6 protein-coding genes are annotated in these 16,676 nt (G+C 73.1%); 1 reads left to right on the top strand and 5 read right to left on the bottom strand.

Annotation, left to right across the window (positions count from 1 at the left end):
• Positions 1-259: 259 nt before the first annotated feature.
• Complete coding sequence (locus tag GA0074694_RS20775) at positions 260-1,852, top strand: DUF4153 domain-containing protein (protein ID WP_245714826.1); 1,593 nt, start codon at positions 260-262, stop codon at positions 1,850-1,852.
• 157 nt (positions 1,853-2,009) lie between these two features.
• Here the strand turns inward: GA0074694_RS20775 and GA0074694_RS20770 are convergent, their stop codons facing one another.
• From GA0074694_RS20770 to GA0074694_RS33705, 5 genes are read right to left on the bottom strand one after another with little or no spacing between them, the layout of a single operon-like run.
• The gene (locus GA0074694_RS20770) at positions 2,010-2,969 is read right to left on the bottom strand and encodes a sulfotransferase domain-containing protein (protein ID WP_091460947.1); all 960 of its coding nucleotides are present in this window, start codon (positions 2,967-2,969) and stop codon (positions 2,010-2,012) included.
• A 24-nt stretch (positions 2,970-2,993) separates the two neighbouring features.
• Positions 2,994-3,869 carry an alpha/beta fold hydrolase gene (locus tag GA0074694_RS20765; protein ID WP_091460944.1) on the bottom strand — a complete coding sequence of 292 codons (876 nt, stop codon included), beginning with the start codon at positions 3,867-3,869 and terminating at the stop codon, positions 2,994-2,996.
• Complete coding sequence (locus GA0074694_RS20760) at positions 3,866-4,204, bottom strand: acyl carrier protein (RefSeq protein ID WP_091460941.1); 339 nt, start codon at positions 4,202-4,204, stop codon at positions 3,866-3,868. The genes GA0074694_RS20765 and GA0074694_RS20760 overlap by 4 nt, the downstream gene beginning before the upstream one ends.
• A gap of 24 nt (positions 4,205-4,228) precedes the next feature.
• Positions 4,229-8,920, bottom strand: a complete 4,692-nt coding sequence (locus GA0074694_RS20755; RefSeq protein ID WP_091460939.1) for a type I polyketide synthase — start codon at positions 8,918-8,920, stop codon at positions 4,229-4,231.
• 5 nt (positions 8,921-8,925) lie between these two features.
• A complete protein-coding gene (locus GA0074694_RS33705) occupies positions 8,926-16,512 on the bottom strand; it encodes a type I polyketide synthase (RefSeq protein ID WP_281190171.1) in 7,587 nt (2,528 codons plus the stop codon).
• Between the last annotated feature and the right edge of the window lie 164 nt (positions 16,513-16,676).

Raw genomic sequence — 16,676 nt, 5'->3', positions numbered from 1 at the left:
GCCGAGGCGGCGGGTCCACTGTCGACGTCGACGGTGGACCCGCCCTCCCGCCGCTGCTCCGGCGAGCGGGCCCGGGCCAGCCGCCAGTGGGTTCTCGGCAGCGTCGGCCCCGGCGGCACCGGTCGCCGCGCTCCTTGGTGCCCCGGCGCCCGCGGGCACCCGGGCGACCACCGCGTCCGGCCCTGGCTGCCCTCCGCCGCCCGCCACGGCACCCACCACCTCCGGCAGCACGCCGCCCGCTCGGACGTTCGGTCCTCCGGTGCACCTCGTCGCCGTCGGCGGCCGGCCGGGTGTTCCGACGTACCCGGGGTTGGCCGGTGGCTTCTACCGGCCGAAGCCGCCCGGACCGTCGTTCCTCCAGCGGTACTGGCCCGGACCGAAGCCGGCCCGTGGGCGGGCGGTGCCTGCCGCCGTCGGTGTCGGCGCGCTCGGGCTGGCGTTCTTCGTGCCGCTGAGCCGCACCGGGATCGGGTGGTTCCTCGGCTGGCTGGCGGTGACCGTGGCGGTGGTGTTCGCGGTCCGGCGGGCGGTGGCCGAGCTGCCGCGCAGCGAGCGGTGGGTTCGGGCCGGCTGGGCGGGGGCGGCGTTGGCGCTGCTGGCGGTGCCGGCGTTCCGCAACGCCTGGTGGCTGGTGACGTTCTGCGTCCTGGTCGCGCTGGGCTGCGCGGCGCTCGGCGTGGTCGGGGGTCGGCGCATCCGGTCGATCCTGTTCAGTCTGGTGGCCGCGCCGACCGCGGCGTTCCGGGGACTGCCCTGGGTACGCGCCCACTTCCGGTCCCCGGCCGACCCGGGGTTGCTCCGTCGCGTGGTCGGCTCGGCCACGGCCACCATCGCCGCGCTTGTCGTCTTCGGCACCCTGCTCGCCTCCGCCGACAGCGCGTTCTCGGTGCTGCTCGGTGCGATCGTGCCCGAGGTCGGCGTCGGTACGGTGCTCCGCTGGGTCTTCCTCGCCACGGTGGGCGCGCTCTGCGTGGTGGCCGCCGTGTGGACCCTCTCCGCGCCACCGGACCTGTCGGCGGTGGACCGCCCGACCCGCCGCAGCCTCGGCATGACGGAGTGGGCTCCGGCCATCAGCGCGCTGACCCTGCTGTTCGGCGGTTTCGTCGCGGTGCAGTTCACCGTGCTGTTCGGTGGCGAGCGGCACGTACTGCGTACTGCGGGTCTCGACTACGCCGAGTACGCCCGCAGCGGCTTCTGGCAGCTCCTGGCGGTCACCCTGCTGACGTTGGCGGTACTCGGCGGCGTGGGTCGCTGGGCGCGACGGGAGAGCAGGGCCGAGCGGATCGTGCTGCGTGTCCTGCTCGGTGCGCTGAGCGCCCTCAGCGTCGTGATCGTGATCTCGGCGCTGTCCCGGATGTACACGTACCAGAAGGTCTACAGCTTCACCGGCGAGCGACTGTTCGTGATGGCGTTCGAGCTGCTCCTCGGCAGCGTCTTCCTGATGATCCTCGCCGCCGGGCTACGGCTGCGGGGCGCCTGGATCCCGCGCGGGACGGTGGCGCTCGCCGTGGCGATGCTGCTCGGCCTGGCGGTGCTCAACCCGGAGGGGTACGCCGCCGGCCGCAACATCGACCGGTACCGGGAGACCGGCAAGATCGACGCCTGGTATCTGCGGGCGTTGTCGGCCGACGCGACCCCCGCCCTGGCCGGCCTGCCCGACCCGGTACGCCGCTGCACGCTGAGCTGGATCGCCGAGGACCTCGACGAGCCGGACCCCTGGTACACCTGGAACCTGGGCCGGCTCCGCGCCCGGCAGGCCCTGGACCGGGCCGGTCCGGACGCGGTCGGCGGCCCGACCGACTGCCGGGCGGCCGACCAGTACGACCTGCCGAGGAACCGCCAGCCCCGCTGATCGGCCGGCGGCAGGAGCGGCGGTCGTCGGTCGACGTGCACTGCCCCGTCCACCGGTGCCCGGTGGACGGGGCGCGTAATGTCGCCGGAACAACTCCACGAATCTTGCCCGGTCGTCTTCTTCCATGCCTCTTCTGTTTCCGCATCTGCGATCCGGGTTACAGCCTGGCTTGGAGCCCGCGAGGGCGGGTCTTAACCGACCCGACGACCCGGTGCGCCCACGGCGCCCAGTCGTCGAAGCCCAGGAACCGGCCCAGCCGACCGAGCTGCGTCAGCGGGTCGTCGACGAGGTCCTCGTACGTCATCGTCAACAGCTCGCGCGGCCCGGCGTCGGCGATGGCCTGCTCGGCCTCGTTGGCGAGGAACGCGCACAGGACCAGGTAGTGCCCGATGTCCCCGCCGCGTTCGCGTAGCGTCCGGGCCGTCAGCTGGCCGGGCAGGTAACGCTTCATCTCCTCCGGCACCGGCTGGTCGGCGTCGAGCTCGAACGGGTCGAGCCCGTACCGGCGGAACGCGTTCATGCGAAGCTCGAGGAGCTGGAAGTAGGAGTGGTGCCTCATCGACTCGGCGGTGTCCGCCCAGCTACGGGTCAGATAGACGATCTTCGCGGTCGGAAAGTGCTTCAGCAGTGACAGGGCGAAGTGGCTGGAGCCACCGGAACGCTCGACCCAGCGCCGCCGGTTGTGGAGCGAGGTGAGCAACTCCAGGAACATCCGATGGTGCTGCGCCACCGGTTGGGTGGGAAACCCGGGCACCCGTTCTGCGAGTGTGTCGTACAGGTGGTCCGGATCGGACGAGATCTTCGGCAGCGTGGTCGCCAGAACCCGCGGCAGCTCCCCGAGATTGCCGGCCCACCGGCCATTCTCGGGGTAGCGCACCTCGGGCGGCGGGAGTCCGATCCGGAAGAGGGCGGAGAGTGCCGGGTTGGGCTCGCTCACCCTCGACCAGTACTCGGCACCGCTGAGCCTCTCCCTGTCCTCGATCCAGGACCCCATCGGCACGAAGAACTCCTGGACCGACAGCGTGTCGCGCTGCTCGGCGATCAGGTCGGACAGCAACGTCGACCCACACCGCCCGGTGCTGATGATGATCGCCTGGTCAGGGCTCGATGCGTCCATCGACAACCTCCTGAGTGATGCGGGTCAGTGCAGGGTGACGGGTGAGGGCGGCTGGTCGGGACCGTCACGTCCGGCTGCGGCGTCGGCGGGGCCGGGGTGGAGGCCACAGTCCTGGCGCAGCCAGGACAGGACGATGTCGCGGACGGTGTCCGGCTGGTCGATGAGGATGGAGTGCCGCTGGCCGGGCACGGTGACGATCCGCGCGTGTGGCAGCAGCCGCTCGACGTCGGGGGCCAGCTCGACCACGGCCGAGGATCCGCCGTACACCCACAGCCCCGGGCACCGGACCGCGGCTATCCGCTCCTCGGCCGGTAGCCGGCTGGCCGGCAGGTCGCGCGTGAGGCTCGTGGCGACGAGCACCTCGCGAGCCGTCCTGGCCCGGCGGCTGGCCCGCTCTCCGCGTTCGACGCTGATCCTGGCGAGCACGTGCTCGTCCGTCAGCTGTGCGGCGGCGGCGGCGAGCCGCTTGGCCACCCGCCCGAACCAGGCCGCGGTGGGCGGGGAGGACTCGACGGCGGCGATCGCGGCGACCTGCTCAGGGTGACGTGCCGCGTAGCCGAACGCGATCGTGCCGCCGAAGGAGTTGCCCAGCAGGTGGACCGGACCGGTGACGTCGAGCACGGTCAGCAGCGCCGCCAGGTCGTCGACGAAGTGGTCCAGCGTGTAGCCCGCCGGCGGCCGCTCGCTCTTTCCGTGCCCACGCAGGTCGTACATGATCACGCGGAGGCCAGCGGCGGCGAGCGGGTGGGCCATGCTGAGATACCAGCTCGCCAGGTTGTCCGTGGCCAGGCCGTGGATCAGCACGGCGGTGGGGCCACCGCCGGGTACGCCGGGCGCCGCTTCGGGCGGCCGGAGCTGCTCCACGTGGACGGCGAGTCCGTTGGCCCGGAGGACGCTCATGCGGACCGGCCCGCCGGGCCGAGGCCGGCGTCCGCATGGCCGGCGTCCGCGTCCGCCCCGTCGAGCGCGGTGGCTATGTGTGCGACGAGGTGGCCGACCCGCAGTTGTCGAATGGAGTCCAGGTCCAGTTTGGCCACGAACTGGGCGAAGTTGACCACGTTGCCGTACCGCGCCTGGAGGCGGCCGGCGAGGGAGATGACGTCGATGCTCTCCATCTCCAGGTCGTCCTGGAACCTGGTCGCCATGGTGATCTCACCGTCGACTCCGGCGTCGTCGCGGATCGCGTGCACCATCGCGGCGACCTCGGCGAGGATGGTGGCCTGGTCTACGGACATGTGATGTCCCCTCTCGTGATCGCGCTACGGGCGGCCGGTCCGGTGGGCAGGCTCCGGTCCCCACGTCCAGCCGACGACGTACCGCCTCGGGGGCAGGCCCTCGGGGTTGGACACCTCGCGATGGGCAACCTGGTAGATGCGGTCACCGACCTCGACGGTCAGCGCGGCCGGGGTGGCGGCCACCACCGTGAACCGTCGTGGGTCGCCGGCCAGGCCGGTGCCCTCCGCCTTGGCGACGGCCTCCCTGGCGGCCGAGAAGCGGGCGAACCACAGCTGCCTGTCCTCGCCGCTGGCCGGCATCGATTCGAACAGCCGTCGTTCTGGTTCCGACAGTGCGGACGAGACCGCGTCCTCCGGAGGCTCGGTGATCTCGACAGCGTCGATGCCGACACCCGGCGCGCCGGGCAGCGCCTCCGGCACGCGGGGTCCGGCGATCGCCACCCCGATCTCGGCGACGTGGGCGAGTGAGACGTCCCAGGCGCCGAAGCCCCGGCCGGGGCGCGGGCGCACCCGGGGCCGGCCGTTCGGATCGTTCGTGATGGTCAACTCGATCGGGTAGACATCGGTGTGGCCGCTTTCCCACAGCGGGAACCGGACGGCGTCGATAGCCGCGATCCGGCCGAGCAGCCACTGCTTGCGCGCCTTGGGCGGCTGCCGCTCGTAGTCGGTATAGCCCCGGTTGCCGAGGATGCCGCGCGCGGTCATGCCCCGGGTGACCAGGTCGGGCCAGCAGTCGAAGGCCAAGGTCCAGCCCTCGGGCTGCCGCAGCGACATCGGGTGGCGCTCCGGGAAACGTTCCTCCGGCAGGGTGGGGTGGCTCTTGAACCGTCGCTCGATGCAGCCGTCGAGCTGCGCCCATACCCGGCCGTCGACGGCGAGTTGAATGTCGAAGACGTGCTGCGCGTCGTCGGTCGAGCGCGCGCGGGCGATGCACTCGAGCGCCGTACCGGGCGCCGGCGGCGGACCGAAGAACCGTGCGTGTCCGATTCCCACCGGCAGCGCCGAGAACGGTTGCGTCGTGACGATCCAGTTGGCCACCAGTTGGAAGGTGCTGTCGAGCAGCCCACCGGGCGGAGACGGGGCGGTCACCACGCCACGGATGTGCATGTCGCCGACGGCGTGCACCGTGGTCACGCCGCGGAACAGGGGGCCGTGGAACACGAACCGTTCGGCGTACATCTCCTCGGCGCTGATCCGTGGCGGCTGTTCCGTGGCGGGATCGTGGCGCCAGAACGCCGGACGGTCGTGCGGATAGGCCGGGGCCACCTCGACTGTCGAGCGGGCGTAGTTACCGAAGGTCACCGAGAGGTGGCCGGGACCGGTGGGCTTGACAGTGATCTCAACGTCCTGTGGCGGCGCGGCGATGCACCAGAGGTTGAACCGGGCGCTGCGCACGCCGACGACCCGCATGCCGGGTGCCGCCTGCCGGGCGGCCTCCATCATGTGGTGCAGGGCGGTGGTGCCCGGCACCACGGGCCAGCGATCCTCCGGTTCGGGCCAGTCCTCGGGCTGTACGAAGAAGCAGTGGTCGCGCAGGTACGGCATCGTGTCGAGGGCGACCCGCAGCACCGTACGGTGGACGCGCGGCGGGACCGGCGGCGGGTGCCCGCCACCGCCGTCGACGACCACACCGTCCGTGGGGTCGCTCAGCAACGAGGCGAGTTCCGCGGCGACGCTGGAGCGTCCGGCGAGGTCGTGCAGCCTGTCCAGGGTCGGGGATCTCGGCGGACCGACCGGGGCGTGCGGGGTCGCGACCGCCGGTGTCACCACCGCGGCCTTCGTGCCCTGCGTTGCCACGGCGGTCGTCGCGTCCCGGGCAACCGACCCGGACCCACCGCCTGCGCCGTTCGTGGCGCTCGTGCGCTCGGTGCCGTCCGCGTCACCCGCCGAGTGGTCGGCGGACACGGAGACGCCGAGCAGCTTGTCGGCTCCCTCGCCGAAGCGCACCAGCGCGCCGCCGAGGTCGAGCCGCATGACCGGGCCACGGCGGGCGGGATGGGCGGCCGGCGCGGCAGCTCGGGCACGGCCCTTGGCCGTCGTGTCGAGGACGGACAGGTCCGGTGCGGCGCCCTCCACCCACAGCGCCGTGGCGACGCGGCGCAGTTGGTTCAGCCCGCCGCGATGCGCGACGTTGACCGGCATCGCGAGGTGGTCGCGGCCACGCAGGTTGTCGGCGATGACCGAGGCGAGCTGCCCGGCGCCGACCTGAAGGAAGACCCGGATGCCCGCGTCGTGCATGGCCGCGATGGTCTGCCGGAACCAGACCGGTTCGAGCATGTGTCGTGCGGAGATCTCCAGCACGCGGGCCGGCTCGGTGGGCAACGGCGCCCGGAGGGTGGTGGACCAGACGGGCACCCGCGCGGACCGCACCTGCCAGCGGGGCAGGGCCGCGCCGATGGACTCCAGCCCGGAGGCGAACACCGGGGTGTGGAAGGCGGCGCGGAACGGCAGCTTCTGGCACAGGATCGCGTCGCCGCGTAGTGCCTCGACGAGGCGGTCGATCTCGTTCTCGGGCCCGTTGACGATGCACTGGGCCGGCGCGTTGTCGTGGGTGAGGACCACCCCCGGATAGCGGGCGAGCCGCGCGGTGATCTGTTGCGCGGCCCCGCCGACGACGGCGAACACGCGGCCGGGCGTCTCCACGGCCGTCGAGTTGAAGATGGCGAGGAACTCGTCCACCGATGACGGCCTGATCAGTCCGGTGGTGGCCGCGGCGGTCCACTCGCCGATGCTGTAACCGGCGACCGCGTGTGGGGCGATCCCGACACGGTGCAGGGCGGCGTCGAGCAGCTTGCCGACCTCGATCACGCCGGCGCCGTGCCGACCGAGGTCGTCGGTGGACCACTGCCGGTCGGGCAGGCCGAAGTGCGCCGCGACGTCCGCGGTGCGTGGGCTGAACTCCGTCTCCAGCCCGGGAAACACGAAGGCCAGCTGGCCGGGGGAATCGCCGGCGAGCAGCGGGGCGGGGCTGAACCAGATGTCCCGGGCGCCGTGCCAGGGCTGCCCCTTGGCGACGGCGCGCCGGGCGGTGGCGAGGCGCTTGGTGTCGGGGTCGACGACACCGAGCCGGCAGCGCTCGTCCGCCTGGCCCCGAGCGCCAGCGGGACCGGCCGGTCGGGCCCGGGCAAGGCCGAGGGCGCGGACGGCGTGGTCGTCGGTGTCGAGCAGGCGGGCCAGTGCGGCCGGGTCGGGGGCGGCCAGCCACAGCACCTCGTCGGGCTGTTCGACGGTGACCGCCGCCGTGGTGTCGACGGCCGCGGGCGCCGACACGGTGCGGGACACCAGCCCGGTCGTGCCCGTACCACCCCGACGGGAGGCGAAGGCCTCCGGCGCCTCCTCCAGGATGACGTGGGCGTTGATGCCGCCGAAGCCGAAGGCGTTGACGGCGGCGCGGCGGGGTCCGTCGCTCTCCCACGGCTGAGCGCCGCTGATCGGCGCGAACCGGGTGTGCGCCAGCTCCGGTCGGGGGGTGTCACAGTGCAGCGTCGGCAGGAGCACGCCGTGGTAGACGGCCAGGGCCGCCTTGATCAGGGCTGCGCTGCCGGCCGCCGGCATGGTGTGACCGATCATCGACTTCACCGAGCCGATCACCGGTCGTGGCCCGCCCCGGTGCGGACCGAACACCTCGGCGATGGTGGCGAGCTCGACGACGTCGCCCGTCGGCGTCGCGGTGCCATGTGCCTCCAGCAGGCCCAGCGCGTCCGGGGCGGTCGGATCCAGACCCGCCGCGGCCCAGGCCTGCCGGACGGCCAACACCTGCCCTTCGCTGACCGGGTTGACCATGCTCGCGGCGCGCCCGTCGCTGGACCCCCCGCTCCCCCGGATCACCGCGTAGATCCGATCGCCGTCGCGCACCGCGTCGGCCGTCCGCTTGAGTACGACGATCCCGGTGCCCTCGCCGATGAGCAGCCCGTCCGCCGCGCTGTCGAACGGCCGGATCTCGCCCCGCCGGGACAACGCGCCGAGCTGGCTGAATATCGACCAGAAACCGATGTCGTGCACGTGGTGCACGCCGCCGGCGAGGACCGCGTCGAGCCGGCCGCTGGTCAGCTCGCTGATCGCCTGGTCCACCGCGATCAGCGACGAAGCGCAGGCGGCATCCAACGTGTACGCCGGACCACGCAGGTTGAGCCGGTTGGCCACCCGGGAGGCGACCAGGTTCGGCACGAGTCCGATCGTTCCCTCCGGCCGGTGCTCGCCGAGCTGCTCGTCGAACCTCGCCCGCACGGCCTCCAACCGGCTCTCCGGCAGGTCCGGGATCAGCTCCCGGAGCAGGTTGATCGTCTGGCTGGTCATCCGCACGCGCAGGGCGTACCGGGCCGCGGCGGGGCTGATGCTGCCACCCCGACCGAGGATCACACCGACGCGGTCAGCGGCGGGTAGCCGGTCGCCACCACCGGCGTCGTCGATGGCCGCCGCCGCCACCTGTAGCGCGATGAGCTGATCCGGCTCGATGTCGGCGACGGACGCCGGCATGATGCCGAACCTCAGCGGATCGAAGGTGGCGAACTCGTCAACGAAGCCGCCCCGGCGGCAGTACACCCGGTCCGGGCGGTGCGCCTGCGCCGGGTCGTAGAACTCCGGATCCCACCGGTGCGGCGGCACCTGGATGATCGCGTCGAAACCCTCGACCAGGTTGCGCCAGTAACCGTCGAGGTCACCCGCGCCGGGCAGCACCGCGGCCATCCCCACGATCGCGATCTGGTCGCTGGACATTCCCATCACCAGCCCGACGCGGTGTACACGACGGAGGTGGCCGCCGGATCGCCCCAGGCCAACTCGCCCAGCAGGCTCAGCGCGCCTTCCTCGGGGTCGATCAGCCGGACGCCGCGTCGGGCGTACGCCCGGCTCAGCTCCGCGCTGACCATGCCGCCGTGACCTTCGACCGGCGCCCACGGTCCCCAGTGGACGGTCAGGCAGCGGTTGCCGGTACGGGCCTTCCAGCGGGCACCAACCGCCTCCAGGGCGTCGTTGGCCGCCGCATAGTCGCTCTGCCCGCGGCTGCCGTACGCCGCCGCGATGCTGCCGAACAGCACCACGAACCTCGGCGGGTAGCGCAGGCCCTCCAGCGGGCCCAGCACCGCCTGGGCACCGGCCACCTTGGTGTCGAAGACGCGGGTGAACGACTGCGGATCCTTGTCGGCGATCAGCTTGTCCTCGATCACCCCGGCGGCGTACACCAGCCCGTCGATGCGACCGTACTCGCCGTGGATTGCGGTGATGAGCTGCCTGGTCGCCTGCGCGTCACGGACGTCGAGGTTGTGGTAGCGCACCCGGGCGCCCCGCTCACCCAGTTCCCGCAGGGTGGCCTCGACCTCCCGGCCTGCCAGGATCGCCTGGGCCGTGCGGGCGATCGTCGCTGGGGAGCCGGCCCCCTGTCCGGCGAGCGCCGCCCGCAACGCCACCGCGTCGGTGGCCGCCACCAACACCGGATCCTGTGGGCCCTCCGGCAGCGGGGTGCGGCCGGCCAGCTCGATGCGGCACCCGGCAGCCGTCGCCAGAGCCCGTGCGAACCAGGAGGTGATGCCCCGCGCGCCGCCCACCAGCACCACCACCGAGTCACGGTCCAGACCGATCGCCCGGGCCTCGGCCACGCCGTCGCCGGCCGGACCGGCACCGCCAGCCGCCAGCGCCCCGAGGCTCGCCGGCACCAGGTCGTGCGCACGCCGCCCGCCACCGCCACGGTGCACCACCACCGCATCGTCCTTGAGCAGCAACTCGTCGATGATCTGCTGGGCGAGCCCCTGCGCGGGTTCCGTACCGTCGACGATGACCACCCGCGCCGTGGTCGACGGATACTCCCGAGCGATGGTGCGGAACAGGCCACCCAGCCCGTCCGTGCCCGCGCCGGCGCTCCGGTCGGCGACCGCGAACACCCAGCGCGGCCCGCTCGCCAGGCCCTGTCTGATCAACCCGAACGCGCCGGGCAGCAGCGGCGCCCGGCCACCGGCCAGACCGTCGAGCAGGACCAGTGCGTCCACGCCGTCGACGGTGCCGGGATCGGCTGCCGTGCCGGCGCGTACGGTCGCCCCGTGTCGGCGCAGCAGCTCCACCACCTGGTCGGCCACCGTTGAAGAGCCCGTGACCAGGAACGTGGCACCCGCGAGCACGCTCTCCGGTTGCATCGGCGCGTCCGCGACCGACACCAGCGTGGGAAGCATCCGCGTGGGCGCGACACCCGGCAGCCCATCACCGTCCACCGGCGCCGCGCCACCCGCAGCCGGCACCGTCTGCGGCACCCGTGGCAGGTGCCCGGCGGGGACCGTGGCGAGCAGCGCCGGGCGCGGCTGCGCCGGTATCGTGGGCGACGCCGCAGCTGGCGCCGGCCCGGTGGGGGGGCCCGGAGACGATGCGGGGACCGTGTCCGCCACGGCGTCGGTCACCCGGGTGGTGAGCAGGTCGAGCATCGCGCGCACGGTCCGCGCTTTGATCATCTCCTCCAGCTCCGACTCGTCGCCCTCGCCGGACATCCCGAGCCGGGCGGCGACCTCGCCGGCGATCTCCGCCCGCTTGATCGAGTCGATACTGAGGTCCGCTTCCAGATCGAGGTCGAGTTCGATCAGGTCGACCGGGTAACCGGTCCGCTCGCTGAGCACCGTCAGCACCACGTCCTGGAGGTCCACACCGCCCGGTGTCGCGGCGGGGACGGCGGGCGGCGCCGGCGTGCCGACGGGAGAGACCGGCACGCCGGTGGGTGCGGGGAGAGCGGACGCGGACGCGGCACTGTCTGCCCGCGTGGCGGGGACAGCGGGGGTGGTGCCGGCGGCTGGCACGTGGGTGGCAACGGCGTCATTCGCCACCGAGGACGTCCCCGCAGCGCTGATCCGGGTGGCGAGCAGGTCGAGCATCGCGCGCACGGTCCGCGCTTTGATCATCTCCTCCAGCTCCGACTCGTCGCCCTCGCCGGACATCCCGAGCCGGGCGGCGACCTCGCCGGCGATCTCCGCCCGCTTGATCGAGTCGATACTGAGGTCCGCTTCCAGATCGAGGTCGAGTTCGATCAGGTCGACCGGGTAACCGGTCCGCTCGCTGAGCACCGTCAGCACCACGTCCTGGAGGGCGGGACCGGGTGGCTCCGCCACGACGGTGGCGACCGGCGTGGCGACTGCCGCGCCGTTGGCGCTGGTGGTGTCTCCGCCGGGCTCGGGTGGCGTGAACACCGCCATGGCGGCCGGCATCGGCGGGAGCGGTGTCGGTGGGCTGGTCCTGGCCGGCGGAACCGGAGCCCGCAGCCCGGTCGGCGCAGGTGCTGGCGAGATCGGTACGACGACCTCCGTTCCTCCCGGAGCGCCGCTCGGCGGTGCGGCAGAATCATGGCCGGGAGGGTTCGCCCCGGCCGCCACCGGCGCCGGTGGACCCGCCACGGCGTCAACTGGATCGACCGGTGAGCCGGTGGGGCGCTGTGTCTCGGGTGGCCGTGGGGCGGGGGGTCCACCGTTGGTGTCGTGACCGAGGTAGGCGAGCAGCACGTCACGCTGGGAGGCGATCATCTCCCGGTTGGTCCGGAGGAACTCGGCGAGCAGGTCGTCGGAATGTTCCCGCCCGGGACGCTCACCGCGACCGCTGACGGTGCGTTCGGTTGCTGCGGTCATGGACAACTCCTTCATACGTTGTGGGGGCGTCATGCCGCCAGGAAGGCGGTTGCCGCCGCGGTCGCGGACAAGTTGCCCGTCCACCCGCCAGAAGGGGCGGCTGTCGGCTGCGGTCGGAGTGGCCTCGACGGTGTCGCGGCCGTGCAGCAGCCAGCCGGTCTGTACGGGTACCCCGGCGCACGCCAGCTGCGCCACGGCGATGAGGAAGTCACGGAGCCCTTCGCCGGTGCGCCGGTCGCAGGCGACGGCGAGGTGCGGCCGGTCGGCGAGGATGGTCTGGACGAGACGGGTGAGTACCTGCCCGGGGCCGGCCTCGACGAAGGTGCGGGTGCCTGCGGCGTACATGGCTTCGATCTGCTCGACGAAGCGCACGGGGGCGCCGATCTGGGCGGCGAGTTCGTCCCGCACCCCGTCGGCGTGGGCGGGGTAGGCGGCGGCGGTGCGGTTGGACCAGACCGGGATATCCGGTGGTCCGACCGGTCGGGCGGCGAGCACCTGCGCGAAGCGATCCACGGCGGCGGCGACGAGCGGGCTGTGGAAGGCGCGGGCGACGTCGAGTCGGCGTGCCGTCAGGCCGGCGGCCTTCAGCGCGGTGACCGCCGCCCGCACCGCGGGCGTGGGGCCGGAGATCACCTGCTCGGTGGGGGCGTTCCGGTTGGCCAGGACGACCTGGTCGGCGAGGCCGGCACCGGCCAGGATCTGCGCGAGGCGTTCGGCGGTGACGCCGACCGCCGCCATGGTGCCCGGATCGTCGTCGGTGGCACCGAGGATCGCCTCGGTGCGTTGCCGGCTGAGCTCCAGCAGGGTCGGCGGGTCGTAGGCACCGGCGGCGCACAGCGCGACGAGTTCGCCGTAGCTGTGCCCGGCAGCGACGTCGGGGCGGATGTTGAGCCGGCGTAGCAGGTGGTCCACGGCGAGTCCGCCGATGCCGAGCACGGGCTGGGCCATCCGGACGATCCGCTGCTGCTGGGCGCGTTCCGTGGCGGGGTCGAACGCGGTCGGTGGGAACAGCACGTCCGCACATTCCTCGCCGAGTTCGAGGTACCGGTGCAGGTCGGGGAAGGTGACGAACAGTTCGGCCAGGGCGCCGGGGTACTGGCTGCCCTGCCCGGGGAACAGGAACGCCACCTTCCCGCCGGCAGTGCCCGTGGCCTGCGGTGGCGGCTGGACGAGTCCCTGCCCGGGGTCGTGCTCGCCGGCGAGCGCGCGGTGCAGCAGCCGGTCGAGTTCGGTGGTGTCGCGGGCGACGATCGCGACCTGGACGGGGCCGGAGCGCAGATCGGCCTGTGCCGCCGCAGTGGCGGCCAGGTCGCGCAGTCGCCATGGCCGGCCGTACCGGTCGGTGGTCGACAGTGCGGTGGCCAGCTGCCGCACCGCCCGGTGCGCTGCCGAGCGGTCGGGGCCGCGGAAGCAGAACAGCTCCGCCGACCACTCCTGGCGGGCGTGGCGTGGTTCGGGCGTGTGTGGGTACGCGGCGAGCACCACGTGGTAGTTGGTGCCGCCGAAGCCGAACGCGCTGAGCCCGGCGATCCGCTCAGCGACCGGGGCGCTCCACGGGCGGGCCTGCGTGTAGAAGGCGAACGGGCTGTGCTGCGGGTCCCACACCGGGTTGGGCCGGGTCAGGTTGATGGTCGGCGGTCTGACCCCGGTGTACAACGCGAGTGCCGTCTTGATCAGACCCGCGAGCCCGGCCGCGCACTTGGTGTGGCCGATCTGCGACTTGACCGAGCCGAGCGCACAACTGCCCGGCTGCGCACCCGACTCGGCGAACAGCCGCGTCAGGGTCTCCAACTCGGTACGGTCCCCGACCATGGTGCCGGTGCCGTGCGCCTCGATCAGCCCGACCTGGCGCGGCGAGACACGGCCACGCGCGTACGCCCGGTCGAGCGCCCGACGCTGCCCCTCGGCACGCGGCGCGGTCAGGCCCAGGGCCCGCCCGTCGCTGGAGCTGCCGACCCCCTTGATGACCGCGTAGATCCGGTCACCGTCGCGCTCGGCCTCGGCGAGCCGCTTGAGCACGACACACGCGACGCCCTCGCCGAGGGCGATGCCGTCGCCGGTGCTGTCGAACGCGCGGGACCGGCCGGTGGGCGACAGCGCGTGCGCCGAGCTGAACATCAGATAGTCGTTGATGCCGTTGTGCAGGTCAGCGCCGCCACAGATCATCAGCTCACTGGTGCCTGCGGCCAGTTCCTTGCACGCGGCGTCCAGGGCCGCGAGTGACGAGGCGCAGGCCGCGTCGACGGTGAAGTTGGGTCCTCCCAGGTCCAGACGGTTCGCCACCCGCCCGGTGATCACGTTGGCCAACACGCCGGGGAACGAGTCCTCGGTGATCACGGGCAGCTGGTCCTCCAGCTCCGCCGGTACCTCCCCGAGATAGGTCGGCAGCATCATGCGGAGCGTCTGCGCATGCGCCATGTCGCTACCCACCTCGGCGCCGAACACCACCCCGGTACGGGAGTGGTCGACGCCCGACGCATACCCCGCGTCGCGCAGAGCCTGGCTCGCGACCTCCAGGGCCAGCAGCTGAGTCGGGTCGATGCTGGCCAACGCCGCCGGTGGGATGCCGTACCCGATCGCGTCGAACGGCACCGGCGCGATGAACCCGCCCCACTTCGAGACGCTGAGCCGTCCGGTCTGGCTCCGGTCCACCTCCGACGCGTAATAGGTGTCCACCGGCCATCGTTGGGCGGGCACCTCGGTGACCGCGTCGCGGCCACTGAGGATCGTCTGCCAGAAGCTCGACAGGTCGGGTGACTCCGGAAAGACGCAGGCCATGCCCACTATGGCGACGTCCAGCGGCGGCACCGACGCCCGGTCGGCCGCCTCGCCGTCCGGCCCGAGCGTCGCCGCCAGTGCCGCGATCCGCTCGGCGTGGAGGCGCTGTGCGCCCGTGGTGACCTCGTCGTGCAGGGCGGCCACGGTGGTTCGCGCGTCGCGCAGCACGGCGACCTGGCCCGCCATGAACAGTCCCTCGGCGTGCTGCCCCGCCTCGTCGACCGCGACCAGGTCGCCTCCCTCGCGCCGTCTGCCCTTGCTGGCGATCCGCAGCCGGCCGACGTTGAGCACCTCCAGCGACTCCCACACCTGCCGGCCAGCCGCCCCCGCCGCCAGCAACTCCTGCCGCACGCGGTGGAAGTCGTCGACGTACGGGCTGTGCAGGCAGCGCGTCACGTGTCCGGGTGCCGTCTCCAGCACCGCCGTACGTGTCGCCGCGATCGCCTGCTGCTGGAACAGCGGCTGGATCGCCCCACACTCGACCGCCTCCCGGGTGAACAGGTACGCGGTGCCCATCAGCACGCCCACCTGCACACCGCGACGCGCCAGCGGCCCCGCGAACGCCGCCACCATCGCGGCCGAACGCGCGTCGTGGATGCCGCCGGCGAACAACACCTGCACCTGCGCGGCGGTCCCGGCCGGCGCGCCATCGAGGAACTCCTCCAACGCCAGCGCCTGCGCCTCCCACAACGAGAAGCTCGTCCGCGGCCCCACATGCCCACCGCACTCGGCGCCCTCGAACACGAACCGCCGCGCTCCGGCGCGCAGGAACTGGCGCAACAACCCCGGCGACGGCACATGCAGCAGCACGTTGATGCCGTCGGCTTCCAGGGCCTTGGCCTGTGCGGGCCGGCCGCCCGCGATGATCACCACCGGCGGCCGTGCCTCCCGCACCGCCGCGAGCTGCGCCGCCCGCACCTCTTCGGGGGCGAAGCCGAGGATGCCCACTCCCCACGGTCTGTCGCCCAGCGTCTGGACGGCCTCCCGCAGCATCCACCGGGACTGCTCGCCGCTGGCGAGCGCGAGAGCGACGAACGGCAACGCGCCGTCGCCGGCCACCGCCGCCGCGAACCCCGCCACGTCGCTGACCCGCGTCATCGGACCCTGCGCCACCGGGATCCGTACACCCCACGCCCGCGCCAGCGGTGCACCCGGTGCCAGCAACCCACCCGCCGCGGCGTCCTCGACCGCGTCCGTGATCGCCGCGCGGATGCCGCGCACCGCGGCAGTCGTGCTCCGCCAACGCCGCCGGAACACCGCGGCCAACCAGCCGTCCTCGCCCACCGGCAGCAACGGGCCGACGCCGTCCGGTCGGCCGTCGCGGCGCACCCCCCGCACGCCGTCACGCAGCACCGTCTCCGAGCCGTCCATCCGCCCGATCACGGCCCGCACGTCCTCCGGCAGATCCGACTCCGGCATCAGCGCCAACTGGCTGTCCACCACCACCCCAGCCGCCCCGCCCACCACACACGCGGCGGCGGTGCGCGGCCCGATCCCGCCGGCCACCCACACCGGCAGGTCCAGCGCCTCGTCGGCGGTCAACTGCTGCACCAGGACGAACGAACTCAGCTCACCAACCCGTCCGCCCGCCTCCGAGCCGCGCGCGATCAGCCCGTACGCACCGCTCGCCGCCGCCGCCTGCGCCTCCGTACGACTGGTCACCTCCACCAGCACCCGATAACGCTCCGACGACGTCCTCAGCGGCCACGAACCGTCCGCCGGCAGGACGACGAAACCCACCCGGCCCTTCGCGGCGCGCTCCACATCGGTAACGGTCGCGGCGCAGCCCGCCGGCACCCGCACCCCGATCGGCCCGGCCGACCTCGCCGCCGCCTGCTCCAGCGCGCGCAGCGTCGGGCGGTCACCCCGGGCCAGATCGAACACACCGAGCCCACCACCCGCGCCGGCGGCGGCGACCAGCTGCGGACTGGGCTCCACCGCACCACATGGATTGATCACGATCACCAAACTGCGACTGGCGGGTGCGGTATTCATCGATCTCCCGTCGGTTGGGGCAGGCGCGCCGGCACTCTCAGCCCGTCCGCTGCGCCGGTGGGTTCCGTCGCAGCCACCACCGTGACAATCGAGGTAGCGGTGCGTCG

It is taken from the genome of Micromonospora inyonensis, assembly GCF_900091415.1.
In the GTDB taxonomy this organism is placed as follows: Bacteria; Actinomycetota; Actinomycetes; order Mycobacteriales; family Micromonosporaceae; genus Micromonospora; species Micromonospora inyonensis.
This window is presented reverse-complemented; position numbering and strand designations above follow the sequence as displayed.